17 protein-coding genes are annotated in these 14,747 nt (G+C 69.9%); 13 read left to right on the top strand and 4 right to left on the bottom strand.

Features of this window, described 5'->3' with window-relative positions; translation table 11 throughout:
* Positions 1–321: 321 nt before the first annotated feature.
* The 8 genes from K8640_RS36050 (at position 322) to K8640_RS36015 (ending at position 7,855) form a co-directional block, all read left to right on the top strand.
* On the top strand, positions 322–1,128 hold the full coding sequence (locus tag K8640_RS36050; RefSeq protein ID WP_223751232.1) for a CheR family methyltransferase: 807 nt from the start codon (positions 322–324) through the stop codon (positions 1,126–1,128).
* 147 nt (positions 1,129–1,275) lie between these two features.
* Positions 1,276–2,163, top strand: coding sequence for a hypothetical protein (locus K8640_RS36045; protein WP_223751231.1), 888 nt, complete (start codon positions 1,276–1,278; stop codon positions 2,161–2,163).
* A gap of 3 nt (positions 2,164–2,166) precedes the next feature.
* Positions 2,167–2,544 (top strand): hypothetical protein, encoded by a 378-nt coding sequence (locus tag K8640_RS36040; protein ID WP_223751230.1) that lies wholly within the window; start codon positions 2,167–2,169, stop codon positions 2,542–2,544.
* A gap of 12 nt (positions 2,545–2,556) precedes the next feature.
* Positions 2,557–3,096, top strand: coding sequence for a hypothetical protein (locus K8640_RS36035; protein ID WP_223751229.1), 540 nt, complete (start codon positions 2,557–2,559; stop codon positions 3,094–3,096).
* Positions 3,097–3,124: 28 nt separating this feature from the next.
* A complete protein-coding gene (locus K8640_RS36030; protein ID WP_223751228.1) occupies positions 3,125–4,261 on the top strand; it encodes a trypsin-like serine protease in 1,137 nt (378 codons plus the stop codon).
* Between the two features lie 155 nt (positions 4,262–4,416).
* On the top strand, positions 4,417–5,496 hold the full coding sequence (locus tag K8640_RS36025; protein WP_223751227.1) for a DNA gyrase subunit B: 1,080 nt from the start codon (positions 4,417–4,419) through the stop codon (positions 5,494–5,496).
* Positions 5,497–5,551: 55 nt separating this feature from the next.
* Positions 5,552–6,607: a DNA gyrase subunit B gene (locus K8640_RS36020; RefSeq protein ID WP_223751226.1), complete on the top strand. Its 1,056-nt coding sequence runs from the start codon at positions 5,552–5,554 to the stop codon at positions 6,605–6,607.
* A 126-nt stretch (positions 6,608–6,733) separates the two neighbouring features.
* Positions 6,734–7,855: a hypothetical protein gene (locus tag K8640_RS36015; RefSeq protein WP_223751225.1), complete on the top strand. Its 1,122-nt coding sequence runs from the start codon at positions 6,734–6,736 to the stop codon at positions 7,853–7,855.
* Positions 7,856–8,145: 290 nt separating this feature from the next.
* On the opposite strand, the gene K8640_RS36010 is transcribed toward K8640_RS36015, so the two are convergent.
* Entirely contained in the window at positions 8,146–8,445 is a 300-nt protein-coding gene (locus tag K8640_RS36010; RefSeq protein WP_223751224.1) for a hypothetical protein, read from the bottom strand.
* Positions 8,446–8,714: 269 nt separating this feature from the next.
* Here K8640_RS36010 and K8640_RS36005 point away from each other — a divergent pair, with 269 nt between their 5' ends.
* Positions 8,715–9,395 carry a DUF1361 domain-containing protein gene (locus K8640_RS36005; protein ID WP_223751223.1) on the top strand — a complete coding sequence of 227 codons (681 nt, stop codon included), beginning with the start codon at positions 8,715–8,717 and terminating at the stop codon, positions 9,393–9,395.
* A gap of 75 nt (positions 9,396–9,470) precedes the next feature.
* Here the strand turns inward: K8640_RS36005 and K8640_RS36000 are convergent, their stop codons facing one another.
* From K8640_RS36000 to K8640_RS35990, 3 genes are all read right to left on the bottom strand, one after another.
* Positions 9,471–9,770, bottom strand: a complete 300-nt coding sequence (locus K8640_RS36000) for a hypothetical protein (protein WP_194869461.1) — start codon at positions 9,768–9,770, stop codon at positions 9,471–9,473.
* 196 nt (positions 9,771–9,966) lie between these two features.
* Positions 9,967–10,425: a hypothetical protein gene (locus tag K8640_RS35995; protein ID WP_223751222.1), complete on the bottom strand. Its 459-nt coding sequence runs from the start codon at positions 10,423–10,425 to the stop codon at positions 9,967–9,969.
* Positions 10,426–10,585: 160 nt separating this feature from the next.
* On the bottom strand, positions 10,586–12,085 hold the full coding sequence (locus K8640_RS35990) for an HAD-IG family 5'-nucleotidase (protein WP_074958174.1): 1,500 nt from the start codon (positions 12,083–12,085) through the stop codon (positions 10,586–10,588).
* A 201-nt stretch (positions 12,086–12,286) separates the two neighbouring features.
* On the opposite strand from K8640_RS35990, the gene K8640_RS35985 reads away from it, so the two are divergent.
* The 4 genes from K8640_RS35985 to K8640_RS35970 all read left to right on the top strand — a co-directional run bounded on the left by K8640_RS35985 (position 12,287) and on the right by K8640_RS35970 (position 14,743).
* Positions 12,287–12,910, top strand: a complete 624-nt coding sequence (locus K8640_RS35985; RefSeq protein ID WP_223751221.1) for a hypothetical protein — start codon at positions 12,287–12,289, stop codon at positions 12,908–12,910.
* The gene (locus K8640_RS35980) at positions 12,907–13,149 is read left to right on the top strand and encodes a hypothetical protein (protein ID WP_223751220.1); all 243 of its coding nucleotides are present in this window, start codon (positions 12,907–12,909) and stop codon (positions 13,147–13,149) included. Before K8640_RS35985 ends, K8640_RS35980 begins: the two co-directional genes overlap by 4 nt.
* A 79-nt stretch (positions 13,150–13,228) precedes the next feature.
* Positions 13,229–14,284, top strand: coding sequence for an HAD family phosphatase (locus K8640_RS35975; protein ID WP_223751219.1), 1,056 nt, complete (start codon positions 13,229–13,231; stop codon positions 14,282–14,284).
* Positions 14,285–14,545: 261 nt separating this feature from the next.
* Complete coding sequence (locus tag K8640_RS35970; RefSeq protein ID WP_223751218.1) at positions 14,546–14,743, top strand: TraR/DksA C4-type zinc finger protein; 198 nt, start codon at positions 14,546–14,548, stop codon at positions 14,741–14,743.
* Positions 14,744–14,747: the final 4 nt, after the last annotated feature.

Below are 14,747 nucleotides of genomic sequence, written 5' to 3'. Positions count from 1 at the left end.
GGCGTCGGGAGCGAGGGCAGGTGTGCAGGAGGCCGTGGTGAGGGATGAGGACTGCGTCGAGCTGGTGCGCTGGGCGGCCCGCGTCTTCGCCTGCGGTGCCGGGAGCGAGGGCAGGTGTGCAGGAGGTCGCGGTGAGGGATGAGGACTGCGTCGAGCTGGTGCGTTGGGTGGGCCCGCGTCTTCGCCTGCGGCGTCGGGAGCGAGGGCAGGTGTGCAGGAGGCCGTGGTGAGGGATGAGGACTGCGTCGAGCTGGTGCGCTGGGCGGGCCCGCGTCTTCGCCTACGGCGTCGGGAGCGAGGGCAGGTGTGCAGGAGGCCGTGGTGAAGGATGAGGACTGCGTCGAGCTGATGCGCTGGGCGGGCCCGCGTCTTCACCTGCGGCTCGAGGGTTTCCGCCGGGTGCGAGGGCAGGTGTGCAAGCGCATCGGCCGCAGGCTCGCGGCGCTGGGGCTCACGAGTGTGGCCGAGTACCGCGCCCGGCTGGAGTCCGACGCGGACGAGTGGGCCGTGTTGGACGGGCTCTGCCGCGTCACCGTCTCGCGCTTCTACCGCGACGCCGAAGTCTTCGATGCGCTGCGGGACACGCTGCTCCCCGCGCTGCTCGGGTCCACCTCCGTGCTGCGCGTGTGGAGCGCTGGCTGCGCTTCGGGGGAGGAGCCCTACACGATGAGCCTGCTCTTCCGGCTCGGGCTGTCGCCACGCTTCCCGGAGATGCGGTGGGAGTTGCTCGCCACGGAGGCTGACCAGGCGCTGCTTGCGCGTGCGAGTCGAGGTTGTTATCCGCGCGGCTCGCTCCGGGAGCTGCCGCGCGCGTGGGCCGCTCAGGCGTTCCCTGGGACCGGGGCGGAGGCCTGCCTCGCCCCCGCGTTCCGGGAGGGGCTCACCTTCGTCCATCAGGACCTGCGGGCCCGCATGCCGGAGGGTCCCTTTCACCTCGTCCTGTGTCGCAACGTGGCCTTCACCTACTTCGCGCCGGCGCTTCAGCGAGAGGTGCTCGCGGGGCTCGTGGCGCGGCTCGCGCCGGGAGGGCTGCTCGTCACGGGCGTGGGGGAGTCGGTTCCGGAGGACGGCGCGATGCTGGAGCGCGTTGCGGGCTCACTGCCCATCTTCCGTCGTGTTGAACAGTGAAGCCGGGTCGGTGCACACCCGTGAGACATGCGAGATGTTTCATGCGTGAGATGTGACGCACCCGGCCTTGAGTGAGTCGTGAGCGCCCGGTACCACCGCGAGACTTTCGGGGTCGAGTCAGTCCCCTGGCCGGAGGGATGCAACGATATGCGCAAGGTGCTCTGTGCGGTCGCGACGTTGATGCTGTGGGCCTGTGGTGGTGCGAGCGGGAGCTCGCAGGTGAAGCAGGAGGGCCTGTCGCTGGCCGCCGAGACGGGAGACACGCGAGGCACCTTCGTGAAGGACGGTGGCGCGGTGTCGTTCCAGGCGCTCGAGGTGGAGCCGGGGGTCTACCGGTTGGAGGTGCGGCTGCGCGGGATGACGCTTGCGGGGTTGCTGGACCCGGCCAGCGGGGTGTCGACGATGGATGGCTTCGCGGACGAGGGCGCGGCGGACACGCAGTTGACGGACGCGGACCGGGAGCTGCTCAAGTCGTTCTACGACGCGCTGAGCGCCGAGCTGCCCGCGGGTGACGCGGCGGCGCCCGAGGCGATGTACCTGCGGCGCGCGGTGGGCCTGTGGGCACAGCACCCCTCCACGGTGGAGCTCCAGCGCACGGTGATGGGCGAGCAGGGGCGTGGCTACACGATGTTGTGCAGCTATGCGCGCTGCAACGGCAAGTTCACGGGGAGCTGCGGGGGTGTGTACAACTGGTATTCGTACGCGAAGCACGACTGCAACAAGGGTGGGTTCAGCTTCGCGGGCAACCAGCAGATCGCCCAGCTGGGCGACCACACGTCGTGCAGCGGGGATGAGTTCTACCTGAGCGGGAGCACGTGGCTGTGCGGCGAGCCGGACCACTGGTCGCGCCCGAAGGTGATGGGCAACTGCTTCGGCCGGTGTGGTGGGGGCTGTGGGGGTGACACGCAGTACACGCTGGATGCGACGAACCACGATGGCTGCGTGCGCAACGGCCACATGCTGGCGAGCGCGTGGTGTGACGACCAGTTCGTGTCCGCGGCGGACGACGAGCTGTTCGCCTCGAACTGCTACTGAGCCATGCGTTCGGGTCGTGACGTGGGAGTGTGGGTGGGCGGGGCCGTGCTGGCCCTGCTCGCGTGTACGTCAGCCGCCTCGAAGACGGAGGCGGCGGAGGCGACGGTGACGCGTTTCTTCGAGGCGTTGCCGTCGGGGGACTGCGCGGTGCTGGGGCCGATGCTGGCCACGGGAGGGGGCATGCGGCCGTGCGAGGAGGCGGTGTCGGAGATGCATGCGCACGGATTGATGCTGGTGGGTATTGTGGAGTCGAAGTTGGACGGCCGGGATGCGGACGTGGTGCTGGTGCGGGCACGGGTGGCGAGGAATGGGAATGTGGGCAAGGAGCCGTGGCTGCTCCGGGTGGAGCGGCAGGGCGGCGGCTGGCGCGTGCGGTTCTGAAGAAGGCGGGCGATGAAGACTCGATACCGACTGATGCTGGCGGCGGCGGTGGTGCTCGTCGTGGCCGTGGGGGTGGGGCTGATGGGGCAGGGGACGGCCCCGGTGTCGCGGGGCGTCGAGCAGGCGGAGCTGGTGCCGGTGCCCCTCCCGTCGTCGCCCGAGGCGCGCACGGTGGAGGGGGCTCGTCCCGAGCCCGTGGTGCCGGCTGGGGAGGCGACGCCTCCGGCGACGGTGGTGGCGCTGGGGCCGGGGGATGTGGCGCCGGAGCCGGAGGTGGCGAACCCGCCGCCGCAGCAGAACGACGAGATTGTCCCGGAGCAGCCGCAGACGGCGCAGTGGAAGTTGGAGAAGACGCAGCACATCGCGGCGGTGTTGGGGCGTGACGTGGAGCGGCTGGAGCGCGAGCGGGAGCTGGCGGAGTCGCGGGGGGACCTGGAGCGGGTGCAGCAGACGGAGATGCTCATCCAGCGCCACCGAGGCCGGCTGGTGAGCCTGGGGGAGGAGATCCATGCGCTGAGCAAGGAGGCCGCGGCGGAGGCCTCGAGGCAGTGACGCCCGTGGTGGCTCGAGGAGGGAGCGCATGACGCGCGGCGTGTGGCTCCTCCTGCTCGCGCTGGGACTTGCCTGTACTCCGGTCTCGGAGGATGCGGCGACGCGGGTCGGCGGGGTGTCACGCATCGTGGATGGGACGCCTGCCCCGGAGGATGTGGCCACGGTGGTGCTGCTCGCGCGTCGTACGCGGTGCAGTGAGCCGGCGCCGTTGTTGCTGTGCTCGGGTGTCCTCATCGCGCCGGACGTCGTGCTCACGGCGGCGCATTGCCTGGACCTCTTCGGGCCCGAGGGCGCGCACGAGGTCTTCCTCGGCCGGGAGTTGATGCCGAGGCCGAGTGAGGAGGGGCGCTTCGTGCGGGTGGCTCGCGCGATCATTCATCCGCGGTATGAGCCGAAGACCCATGCGTACGACGTGGCGCTACTGCGGCTCGCGAGCCCGGTGAGCGTGTCGCCCGCGCCGCTGCCGTCGGGTGACGTGGTCCCGATGGCTGGCGAGCCGGTGCGCGCGGTGGGCTATGGCGACACGAAGGATGTGGACGAGCCCTCGGGGCAACGACGCCAGGGGACCCTGCGGGTGACGGACGTCGAGCCCGCGTCCTTCCGGGCGGGACCGGCACCAGGCATGAGCTGCGTGGGAGACAGTGGCGGGCCGGTGTTCGCCCGTGACGACACGGGGCGGGACGTGCTCGTGGGCATCACGGTGAGCGGTGACGTCGCCTGTCGGGAGGAGGCGGTCAACGTGCGAGTGGACGCGTTGATGGTCGACTTCATCGAGCCCTTCCTCGCGCCGCCAGCGCCTGCGCAAAGCACGACGCTCTCTCCGGAGGCCCTGTGCCTGGAGGACTGTGAGAACGACGCCCAGTGCCCTTCCGGGCTCACGTGCGTCGTCACGGAGGGGACTGGGGGCCGGTGCCTGCTGCCCGCGCTCCGAGAGGGCGACTTCGGAGCCACCTGCACGGAGGACACGGCCTGTGGGGTTGGTGGTCTCTGTGCGCGGCTGGAGCCGGAAGGAACGGTCGCCTGTCGCTGCTTCACGCCCTGTGTTCCGCCACCGGACCCCGAACCCGAGTCACCGCGAGAGCCTTCCGGAGGCGGCTGTTCGACCACTTCCGGGCTCGCGATTTTCTGGGTCCTGCTGCTCGCGGGAGTCAAGCGGCGGCGCTGATTTTCTCTCGGGGTTCATTCGGCGGAAGCCCCACTTTTCGAGCGAAGAAGCTCGGTCCCGAGCCGCGTGTCTGATATTGTCTGGAGGTGCAAAACAGCGGAGAGGAATTGCGGCGGGCCATCCGCCGGCGGCCAGCAATGTACGTTGGCGACACCATGGAATTCGGCCTGGGGCAGCTCGTCGAAGTCCTGCTGTTGCTGGGGTTCCTCGGGGCGCGGAACGGGGGTGTGAGGGACATCTCCGTGGAGTTGCTGGCGGATGGCGCCTGTCGCGTCACCTTCGACCACTGGCCCTGGCCCGCCGGGTCCCGGGAGTCGGCGCTGTCGAGCCTCGAACGCTGGTTGTCTTTCGAGGGCATCGACTGGAGCACGCCACCTCCGCTGGGCTTGCCCCGAGGCGTCATCTCCCTGCCCCCCTACGTGGAACTGGGACTGGTCAATGCGCTCGCGTCCCGTCTGGACGTCATCGCGTGGGAGGGGGCCCACCATTGGCGGCGCTGCTACCGCGAAGGGCTCGCGGAGCCGGAGTCCTCCAGGAGCCTGATGGATGCGCCCTCTCCGCGCCACGCGGAGCAGGGGCTGTGCATCACGTTCACCCCGGATGCCTCCATCTTCGAGCCCGGTTCTCGCATGCGCTCCCAGCACATCCTGGAGCGGGTCCAGATCCTCTCGGCCATGCTCCCAGGCGTCACCTGGCGCCTGCGAGATGCCCTCGTGGGCCGTGAGAGCTGCTTCCGGCGGACGCGAGGGCTCGCGGACCTGTGCGACGAGCTCGTGGACTCCCGAGGGCTTCTATCGCCGCCGTGGAGCTTCGAGGGGCAGGTGGGGTCGACCCAGGTGGGTCTCGCTCTCCAGTGGGGGGCCTTCGAGGGGGCTGGAGTGCGGTCCTGGGCGAACATCCATCGCTGTTACGAGGGTGGAACCCACCACCAGGGATTCCATCAAGGTCTGCGCAAGGCGCTGCGCTCCAGGATGAAGGCACGAGGTTCCAGCCAGGAGGCCTGGGCGTTCCCCGAGGAGGCCCTGGTTGCCCACCTCACGGCGGTGCTCAGCCTCGGCTTGCCCGAGCCCGTCTGGAAGGGACCCACCCGGGCCCAGCTCGCCAATCCCGAATTGAAAGAGGGCGTGGCCCAACTGGTCGCGACCTGGGTGGAGGCTGCGCTTGCCCAGGACTCCCAGGTGGAGGCCCGGGTCCTGGCGCTGTCGGGAGCCCCCTCGAATGCACTCCGACCCTGACTCATTTGGCGGCTGGATTCGACGACGGCCGGGGATGTACGTCGGCGACACCGGAATGCGTGGCCGGAGCTCGCTCGTCGATTTCCTCCTGACGCTGGGGTTCATCGCGGCCAGGGATGGCGGTGCACAGGAGCTCTCCGTCTCACTGCGCGCGGACGGCTCCTGCCGCTTCCACGTCGGCCTCTGGCCGTGGAAGCTCTCCTGTGGCACCTCGGTCGCCCAGCTCGAGACGTGGCTCACCCCACAGGACGTCCTCACGGACAAGGACGGAGAGCCTCCGCCGGGCACTCCCTCCGGGGGGCTCTGGCAGTCCCCCTTCGTGGACCTGGGGATGCTCTGTGCGTTCTCCTCCCCGCTGGACGTCATCGTCTGGACCGAGGAGGACACCTGGTGTCGCCGTTACCGTGAAGGGCTCGTCGAGCAAGGGCACTCGGATGACACCGCTCCACGAACCTCGAAGTCCGGGCTGTGCATCACCTTCACGCCGGATGCTTCCCTGTTCGAACCGCCTCCTTGCTTCGATGTGCCTCGCCTGCGTGAGCGCATCGAGGCGCTGTCCGCGTTTCATTCCGGCGTCACCTGGACGCTGCGAGACGAGGCCACTGGCACCGAGGCCCGGTTCCTCCGGGAGGAGGGGCTCGCGGATCTGTGTCGGGACCTCGCTCCGTCTCCACTCGGCTCCCAGAACCCTCTGTGCTTCCAGGCGAAGGTGGGGAAGACCTCCCTACAGCTCGCGCTCGTCTGGACGGAGGGCCCGGGTCGGGGAGTGGTGGCGTGGGCGAACCTCTTCGCACGCAACGATGCCGGGCCTCATCGGGTCGGATTCCGTCAGGGGATGCGTGAGGCCATCTCCGCGCGCCTGGCGCGGCGAGGTGTCTCGGCGCGGGCCCGGCGCTTCGATGCCACGGCCTTGTTCGAACACCTCACCGCCGTGCTCCACATCCAGGTGGAGAAGACGGACTGGTACCTGATGACCCGAGAGCGACGCGCCAGCGCGGAGGTCCAGTCCACCGTCACCCAGCTCGTCGCTCAGCGGGTGGAGCAGGCGCTCGCCGAGGACCCGAAGCTGGAGGAGTTCGTACTGAAGGTCGCGGGCCTTCGCTCTCGCTGAACCCCACCTCTTCACGCATGACTCCGGGCTCCCACCTCCCTGGCTCACGGCCGGGTTGTGAAGAGCTTGGAGCGTATCGAGGACTCCTTCATGGACCACGAGTTCACACCGGATGATCTCCGCCGAATGATTCGTCGGCGGCCCGGGATGTATGTCGGAAACCGGGACGAGTTCGGGCTGAGCATGTTCCTGGAGCACCTCCTGGTGCTCGGGTTCAACGCGGGCAGGGCGGGGCGCGTGCGAGCCATCTGCGTGGACCTGCTCGCGGACGGTGCCTGCCGGGTCTCCTTCGACGGTTCGCCGTGGCCGCTGCTCCCCTGGACCGCGCCCCTCGAGAGCCTCGAGCCCTGGTTCACGGTCGACGCGTTCGCGTCCAGAACGAGGGCCGCTTCCCCCGTGCTCGGCACTCCCTCGGGCATCCACTGCCGGGACTCGGAGGTCTATCTCGGTGCCATCAACGTCCTCTCCTCGCGGCTCGACGTCGTCGCGTGGTCGAAGGGCCAGACGTGGCGGCGCCGCTATCGGGCAGGTGTCGCCGAGGAGGGCATCCTCTCGTTCGTGCCGAGCGAGGCCTCCGGCACGGACTCCGGAGTGCACATCACCTGCACCCCGGATGAATCGCTCTTCACCTCCACCGTTCGCTTCTCCTGGAGCGGGCTCCAGGAGCGCGTCCATGCGATGTCCGCCTTCCATGCCGGCGTGTCCTGGACGCTGAGGGACGAGGCCACGGGCACCGAGGCTCGCTTCTTCCGTGAGCGCGGACTCGCGGACCTGTGCGCCGAACTGGCGGACACTTCGTTCATCCAGGAGCCCTGGACCTTCGAGGGACAGGTGGAGGATGTGCGGCTCCGGGTCGCGCTCGGCTGGAGACATCGTCTGAGCCGAGGTCTGTCGTCCTGGGTGAACCTCCAGCGCTGTCTGGTGGGCGGACCGCACCACCGGGGATTCCTCGTGGGGATGCGCAGGGCGTTCGTCGCACGCCTGCGGCGCCTCGGCCGTGAGCGCGATGCACAGACCTTCTCGGACGGGGCATTGCTCGAACACCTCACGGGGGTGCTCGACCTGCGCATCGCGCCGGACATCCTGGGCAACCCCAGCAAGCATGTGTTCGCCCCGCCCGAGGTCGAGGCTCCCGTCGCGCGGCTCGTCGAGGACTGGGTGACGCGCGTGCTCGCCGAGGACCCGAGGCTGGAGGCCACGTTGTTCAGGTTCGCGGGATGCGAACGCGCTGGAGGGAACGAACCCTGAAGAGCGATGGAGAGCTGTGTCTTCCGATGAAGCCAGTCGACCTCGAGTGAGCCCGCACCCGGTCCGAGCAGAACCGGGGAGCCACCATCACGAGGAAGAAGAATGAGCGCGCCCGAGTGAGGAAGCCGGAATCTCTGATTACGAGTCAGGTGCCGCACCCGCGGCGTCACCCCCATGGAAGTGGAGGTGGACGGAGTTGAACCGTCTTGAGGAGCGTGTAGGACCTTCTCGAACGGGCGCGCTCGAAGCAGAAGGACGGTGACGCGTCACCGTCCCTGACGGCCCACCCCTCACCCACAGGTGCCCGAGGGGCCACACGTCTCCGGCGGGATGCAGATGGCGGCGCAGATGTTGGGCGAGGGGCACGTGCCGCAGTACACCGAGCGATGTTGGCCGCATGAATCGACGGCCGTCACATGCCCGCAGGAGCCGAAGCTCTGCATGCACAGCGACGAGTCCGGCTCGCCCGTGCAGGTGGGCAGGGTGGACTCGTGCGAGCTCTCCGTGGACGACGAGAGCGCCGCGTTGGACATCCGCACGGCACCGCAGGCGCACAGCATCAACAGGGGCAACAGGAGGAGGCGCTTCATCGTAAGGACCTCGGGGACCCACGGGGACACTGCGACTTCCGCACGAGGACTGCGATTCCAGCAGGGACCCTTCACCCATCTCCCTCGCGCGCCGGAGCACGGGTCATCCCCACGCTCCATCAGTGCAACCCCGTGGCCACCCGACTTGCGAACCCCACCCGTGTGGACCCGGAACCACACACGGAACTGGCCCACCCCTTGCTCTACACTCAGGGCTCCAACGCAGACTCCTCCCTGGCGTGGTCCACGGGCCACACCTGTCCTCGGCCATGACCCTGTTCTCCGTGTCGCGTCACCACGGCCTCGTCCCCGCCACGCTGTGCAGCGTCCTCGCGGTGGGCCTCCTGGCCTTCCGCCTCGACTGGAGCGAGCGCGCCAGCTTCGCCTTCCTCATCTGGAACCTGTTCCTCGCCTGGGTCCCCTATGTCCTGGCCCTGCTCGCGCGGGTGCTCATGGTGCGGGGTCACGGCAGGGGTTGGGTGCTGGCGCCGCTCGCCCTGGGGTGGCTCGCGCTGTTCCCCAACGCGCCCTATCTCCTCACCGACTTCATCCACCTGCACCAGCGGCCCGTCGTCCCGCTCTGGTTCGACGCGGCCCTGCTGGCCCTGTTCGCCGCCACCGGGTGGATGCTCGGCCTGCTGTCCCTGGAGGTCTGGAAGCAGTGGCTGGAGGAGCGCCACGGCCGTCGCACGGCGTGGGCCTTCGTCGGCGTCACCTCGCTCCTGTGCGGCTATGGCATCTACCTGGGCCGCGTGGAGCGGTGGAACAGCTGGGACGTGCTCGCGGACCCCGGGCGCCTGTTCGCCTCAATCGCCGCCCACCTGAAAGACCCCTGGGCCTTCCCGTACCTGCCCCACCTCACCGTCTTCTTCGCCCTGGTGTTACCCGTGTCCTACGTCGCCTTCGAGGCGCTCGTCCTCCGGCTGCGCCGTCAGCGCGCCACCCCCTGAAACACGAACACCGCCCACGCTCCGGCCAGGGAGCGCGGACGGCGTGTCCATGAGAGGGCCTTCGGAAGCGGCGCTTCAGCCGCCGTGGATGCGCGAGCGTTTGCGCGGACCACCCCGGTGCTTCACGTTCATCTCGCTGGGCGCCTTCTTGCGCCCGTTGAGCGAGGTGCGCCGCCGGTTGCTCTTGGGCGCGTGCTCCTCGGCCGCCGGGCCCAGCGTCACCCGCGCCAGCGTCTTCGTCCGCCTGAGCGCCGCCGCCTCGTCCCGGGGCAACGTCTTGCGACCCTTGGACGCCTGCACGCTGGCCTGCGCCTCGCCGGCCGAGGCCACCCGCCGCTTGTTCTTCACTCCCGCCATCTTGGTCCGGACCGCCATGTCGCCCTCCTTCCCTGGAGAGGTAAGGACGGCTCCACGGCTTGTCCAACCCGGAGGCCAGGGGCTCAAGGGCCCCACCCGTGACGCCCGCCTGGCCGCCCGCGAGGGCTCCCCCGAGGGAGAGGGCCCGGCCACGGGGTCGACCCGGAGCCGTGGGGCCCGCTGCCCTCGGCGGAAGATGATGCGCCCGCGCGTCCTACGTAGACGAGCGCTTGCCGCGCCGGGGAGGGCGCGTGCTCGTGGTCGTCTCGGGCGGGAACAGCCAGCCCTCCTCGCTGTGCGAGGCGGTGTTCGTCTGGGTCGACTCGCTGGGCTCCAGGTGCTGGCCCCGGCAGCCGCGGCACCAGGACTGGGGCCGGCGCTCGCCGCGCATCACGCGGAAGCCGAAGTCCTGCTCCGTGGGGCCCACGTGGTCGCACCGCGGGCAGCGGCTCAGCGACGTGACGCCAATCTCCTTGGCCTTCTGGCGGCCATGCTCCACCACCAGCGCCAGCGCCGCGGCGAAGCCCAGCCGCTTCTCGGAGGCGACGTGGAAACGACGGGCGCGCTTGCGCCCACCCCGGCCGAGCACGGGCATGAGGTCCATCCCCCCGAGCAGGTTGCGCTGCTCGAGCACACGCGACGACGAAGAGCTGTCCTGGGTTGATCGGCTCACCCGACAACTCATAGCGGAGGGGTCTGACACGCCCTTTCAGAGGGGAGATGCCTGCCTGCCCTCACGCAAACCCTACTGAACGAAAATCCAGTGAGTCCGCGCACTTGGGCCTCCCCGAGAGCAGCCAGGCGAGCTCGGGGAGGCCTGGTGGGCCGTGGGGCTACTCGGCGTCGGCCATGCCCCCGCCGCTGTCGGTGGCGGGGAAGACGGGGGTGCCGCCGGGGAGGCTCGGGTCGTGCGGCAGGCTGCCTCGGGGGCTTCGCAGGTAGACGAAGGGCGTGGCGAACAGGAAGTTGGAGACGCGCGACGTGTAGATGTCCGCGTAGCGCTCCACCTGGCGGGCCAGGTGGCTCTTGTCGTTGCCGGCGCGGGTGAGCAGGCCCCAGATGGGGTTGGACAGCTCGGTGGCGGCGCGGGCCATGGGGCCCAGCTCCGCGTCCAGCGCCTCCAGCTCCTCGCGCAGCGTGCCCAGCTTCGCCACCAGCTCCTGCTCGGTGGGCGAGTCCGTGCGCGGGCCGTAGTCACCGCGGCGGCGCTGCAGCTCCAGCCGCAGCTGGCAGCTGTCCCACTCCAGGCGCTCCTTGAGGACCATGCGCTCGGCGAGCCGGGCCTCGGTGGGGCGGAACGACGCAATGGCGCGCACCTCGTCCTCCAGCTCGCGGAGGATGAGCGCCGTGCGCCAGCGCAGCGCGCTCTTGGACACGTGCACGTCGCCGAACATGTGGTCGCCCACGTAGAGGACCTCGTCGCCGCTGATGCCCAGGTGGCGCTCGAGCTCCACGGCGCTGCCGCCGAAGTACGGCTTGCCCTCCTTGAACGGCCCCGAGTGCGGACGCAGGAGCGCCTCGCCGTTGGTCTCCACCACCTCGAACAGCGCCGAGCGCGTGGTGAAGAACTCCGGCTTGCGCGCGGAGACGATGACCACGTCGAACAGCTGCCGCCACGTCATGCCGGCGGGCAGGTGCTTGTCGAAGGCGAAGTGCATCATGGGCTCGGTGTAGGCCCACTCGCTGTTGGTGATGAGCAGCAGCTTCTTGCCCGCGTTGCGCTGGTCCAAAAGCGCCAGCGGCGTCTCCGGGTCGTCGATGACGTAGCGCTCCGGGTCCGCGATGATTTCCGCCTTGAGCCGGCCCTGCATGTGCGTGGCGTCCAGGTTCTTGCGCACGTGCTCGTAGAGGTCCGCGTAGCCCATGGGGCCGGGCAATTGCCCCGCGTCCAGCCGGTCCACCAGCTGCGCGTAGAGGCACGCCTCCGACAGGGAGAAGAGCGTGTTGAGGAACACCCACCGCCGCTCGTGCAGGTCGATGACGACGTGCGAGTACTCGTCCCGCTGGGTGATGAAGTCCAGGGTGCGCGTGCCGTGCAGCGCCTTCTTCACGAACCCGAAGCGGTTGGCCTTGAGCAGGTTGCCCTTCTCGGTGTCGATGATGAGGCCGCGGATGGCGAGCGCCGGGTCGAACTGGAGGTCACCCACGGGCCAGCCCTGCGCGACGAGCCGGTCCCGGATGTGCTCGTACGCGCGGCGCTCCCACGCCTCCACCCGGTAGTGGATGAGCGTGTAGTCCATGTCGTAGCCCACGGCCTTGATGGCGCGCAGGTTGAGGGTGCGGTTGCAGAACAGGCCCCGCTCGGGCGGGGGACCAGCAGGTTGCGAGCGCATAGGAGGCTTGGATTGCCCCGTCCCGAGGCAAAAGTCGATGCCTCTGTGCGGGCCCGTCCGCTGCCTCGCACCGCCGGGTGGCGTTGGCCCCATTCCCAGGCGTGTCGGATGCACGGCACTCGCCCCCGGGGGCCAGGGAGGGAGCGTGACTTCCTTGACTAGTTTGGTCGACCTCTCAACCCCCTGATGCGAGGTCCGTGCATGGCCTGGATGATTCGCGGTCTGTTGGTGAGCGCGCTGTTCATGGTGGGGTGCAGGCACTCGGCGCCCGCCGTCACGCCGGAGCCGTCGACGCCGGTGGCGCTGAGCTGTGACGAGCGGCAGTCGGAGCTCTCCCGGGAGGCGGACCAGCGGGCGTCGCCGTACGGCATCGAGCAGCACCTGGCGAAGAACTTCCCGGAGGGCTCGGTGTCGTGGCTGATGAAGGATGCGCAGTATCAGCAGTACGTGGTGCAGACGGGGGCGACGAACTTCGGGCGCTGTGACGACAGCGGCTGCTACCTGTTCGCGGCGCCGTCGTCGGTCATCCGGGACGCGGTGAGGAAGGCGTCGTCGGGCGGGACGCATGACCCGGCGGTGCTGGGGCAGGCGCTGGGGCTGCCGGCGAAGAACTTCGAGGGTCCGCTTCGCATGATGACGTTGGATTTGCGCGCGGCGGCGCCGTGCGTGCGGCTGCCGGTGGACAGCGACCCGGGCGCGTGGAAGTGCCAGTCGGAGCAGGACACGGACTGCTTCAAGTTCGGCGGCTACACGTCGGGCGGGTTGCCGGAGGTCATGGTCATCAACGCGCCGGTGTCCCAGGCCGTCGTGACCGAGGTGCCGTGAGCGCCGAGCACGTCATCCACCAGAGCCCCTTGCTCTACCGCGTGCTTCGCGAGGAGGGCGGGGGCCTGGTCATCGAGGTCGTCGTGGGCGGCGTCGCGATGACGGCGGTGCGCGTGCGCCTGACGGCCGAGGAGGCCCAGGCCTTCGGCCGTGAGGGCCCCGCGTACAGTGACAGGCTGGCCCGGGACATCATGGCGCGGCCGTCCTTCGGGGGCAGGGCCTACGACGCGCCCGGGTGAACGTTCCCCTCGCGCGCGCGGGTGATGGACCCCTGTTGGGTGATGCGCAGGTTGGCGTGTGGCCATGGGGAGGGGACGGATGCGCGGGGTCGCCTGGATGTTGATGGGGTTTTCGCTCGTCCTCGCGAGCGGGTGTGCGTCCTCGCAGCGCGCGTCCACGGACGACACGGCGCGGGGGCACGCGGACGTCGCGGCGTCCTCGAAGGACCCGCTCCCCTCCTGGACGGAGGGCCCCACGAAGGCGGCGCTCCTGGACTTCGTGGAGCGGGTGACTCGCGAGGGCGGACCGGACTTCGTGCCCGCCTCCGAGCGTATCGCCGTGTTCGACAACGACGGCACGCTGTGGTCCGAGCAGCCCCTCGTGGCCGAGCTGGCCTTCGTCATCGACCGGGTGAAGGCGCTCGCGCCCCAGCACCCCGAGTGGCGCACGCGCCAGCCCTTCCAGGGCGTGCTCGAGGGTGATGTGGAGTCGGTGAAGGCGAGCGGCAAGCGCGGGCTGATGGAGCTGTTCGCGGCCACGCATGCGGGCATGACGACGGAGCAGTTCGAGCGGACGGTCTCGGACTGGCTCGTCACCGCGCGCCACCCCACGCTGCATCGCCCGTACACGGACCTCGTCTACCAGCCGATGCTGGAGCTGTTGTCATTCCTGCGGGCGCGGGGCTTCAAGACCTTCGTCGTCTCCGGTGGGGACGTGGGCTTCATGCGCCCCTGGATGGAGCGGGTGTACGGCGTGCCGCGCGAGCAGGTGGTGGGCAGCCGGGTGAAGCTGCGCTACCAGGCCACCGGAGGCGCGCCCTCGGTCCTTCGACTCGCGGAGCTGGACCTGCTCGATGACGGAGCAGGCAAGCCCGTGGGCATCGAGCAGGGGGTGGGACGCAGGCCCCTGGCGGCCTTCGGGAACTCCGATGGGGACTTCGAGATGCTCGAGTGGACCACCTCCGGTCCGGGGCCGCGCCTGGGGCTGCTCGTCCACCACACCGATGCCGAGCGCGAGTGGGCCTATGATCGGGAGGCCCGCGTGGGGAAGCTCGCCCGGGGGTTGGACGAGGCGCCTGGACGGGGCTGGCTCGTCGTGGACATGCGGCGTGACTGGAAGGTCATCCATCCGTTCGAGCGCGCGACGCCGCGGTGAGGGCGGGCCGCAAGGGCTGCGGAGCCTCGTCGGGGCGCGCGCAAGGCTTGCGGAGGGGCTGGGGGGAGGCATGAGGGCCCCACGTGGCATGGTTCCTGTACTGCTTGCTCCCCACACTCCTTCTTCTGGGAAGTGCGTCGCGATGAGCGCGGCGGCGGTGCCCGGCGAGGGTCGCGGGAGGCGAAGATGGACAGTCTGGCTCGTGAGGCGCGTGACGCCCTGGTGCAGCGCGGCGAACGGCTCCGGTCACGGACGCGTCTCGTGGCCGTCCGGGGAGCGGACGAGCTCCTGTCCGAGGCGGAGCGCCAGGAGCTGCTCGACATCGAGGCGGCGCTCACCCGCATCGCGGTGGGACAGTTCGGCCGCTGCGAGCGGTGCGGAGGCGCCATGGGACGCCACCGCCTGCGCGCCATCCCCGAGGCCCGCTTCTGCATGACGTGCTCGGCCCTGGGCCGGTGAGTCC

Origin of the sequence: Myxococcus sp. XM-1-1-1, from assembly GCF_020037095.1 — a bacterium.
Lineage (GTDB): Bacteria > Myxococcota > Myxococcia > Myxococcales > Myxococcaceae > Myxococcus > Myxococcus fulvus.
This window is presented reverse-complemented; position numbering and strand designations above follow the sequence as displayed.

Bases quoted from the DNA above. Each gene is read 5' to 3' on its own strand.
- K8640_RS36045 (WP_223751231.1), top strand. From the start codon at position 1,276: ATGCGCAAGGTGCTCTGTGCGGTCGCGACGTTGATGCTGTGGGCCTGT.
- K8640_RS36040 (WP_223751230.1), top strand. From the start codon at position 2,167: ATGCGTTCGGGTCGTGACGTGGGAGTGTGGGTGGGCGGGGCCGTGCTG.
- K8640_RS36035 (WP_223751229.1), top strand. From the start codon at position 2,557: ATGAAGACTCGATACCGACTGATGCTGGCGGCGGCGGTGGTGCTCGTC.
- K8640_RS36030 (WP_223751228.1), top strand. From the start codon at position 3,125: ATGACGCGCGGCGTGTGGCTCCTCCTGCTCGCGCTGGGACTTGCCTGT.
- K8640_RS36025 (WP_223751227.1), top strand. From the start codon at position 4,417: ATGGAATTCGGCCTGGGGCAGCTCGTCGAAGTCCTGCTGTTGCTGGGG.
- K8640_RS36020 (WP_223751226.1), top strand. From the start codon at position 5,552: ATGCGTGGCCGGAGCTCGCTCGTCGATTTCCTCCTGACGCTGGGGTTC.
- K8640_RS36015 (WP_223751225.1), top strand. From the start codon at position 6,734: ATGATTCGTCGGCGGCCCGGGATGTATGTCGGAAACCGGGACGAGTTC.
- K8640_RS36010 (WP_223751224.1), bottom strand. From the start codon at position 8,445: ATGAAGCGCCTCCTCCTGTTGCCCCTGTTGATGCTGTGCGCCTGCGGT.
- K8640_RS36005 (WP_223751223.1), top strand. From the start codon at position 8,715: ATGACCCTGTTCTCCGTGTCGCGTCACCACGGCCTCGTCCCCGCCACG.
- K8640_RS36000 (WP_194869461.1), bottom strand. From the start codon at position 9,770: ATGGCGGTCCGGACCAAGATGGCGGGAGTGAAGAACAAGCGGCGGGTG.
- K8640_RS35990 (WP_074958174.1), bottom strand. From the start codon at position 12,085: ATGCGCTCGCAACCTGCTGGTCCCCCGCCCGAGCGGGGCCTGTTCTGC.
- K8640_RS35985 (WP_223751221.1), top strand. From the start codon at position 12,287: ATGGCCTGGATGATTCGCGGTCTGTTGGTGAGCGCGCTGTTCATGGTG.
- K8640_RS35975 (WP_223751219.1), top strand. From the start codon at position 13,229: ATGCGCGGGGTCGCCTGGATGTTGATGGGGTTTTCGCTCGTCCTCGCG.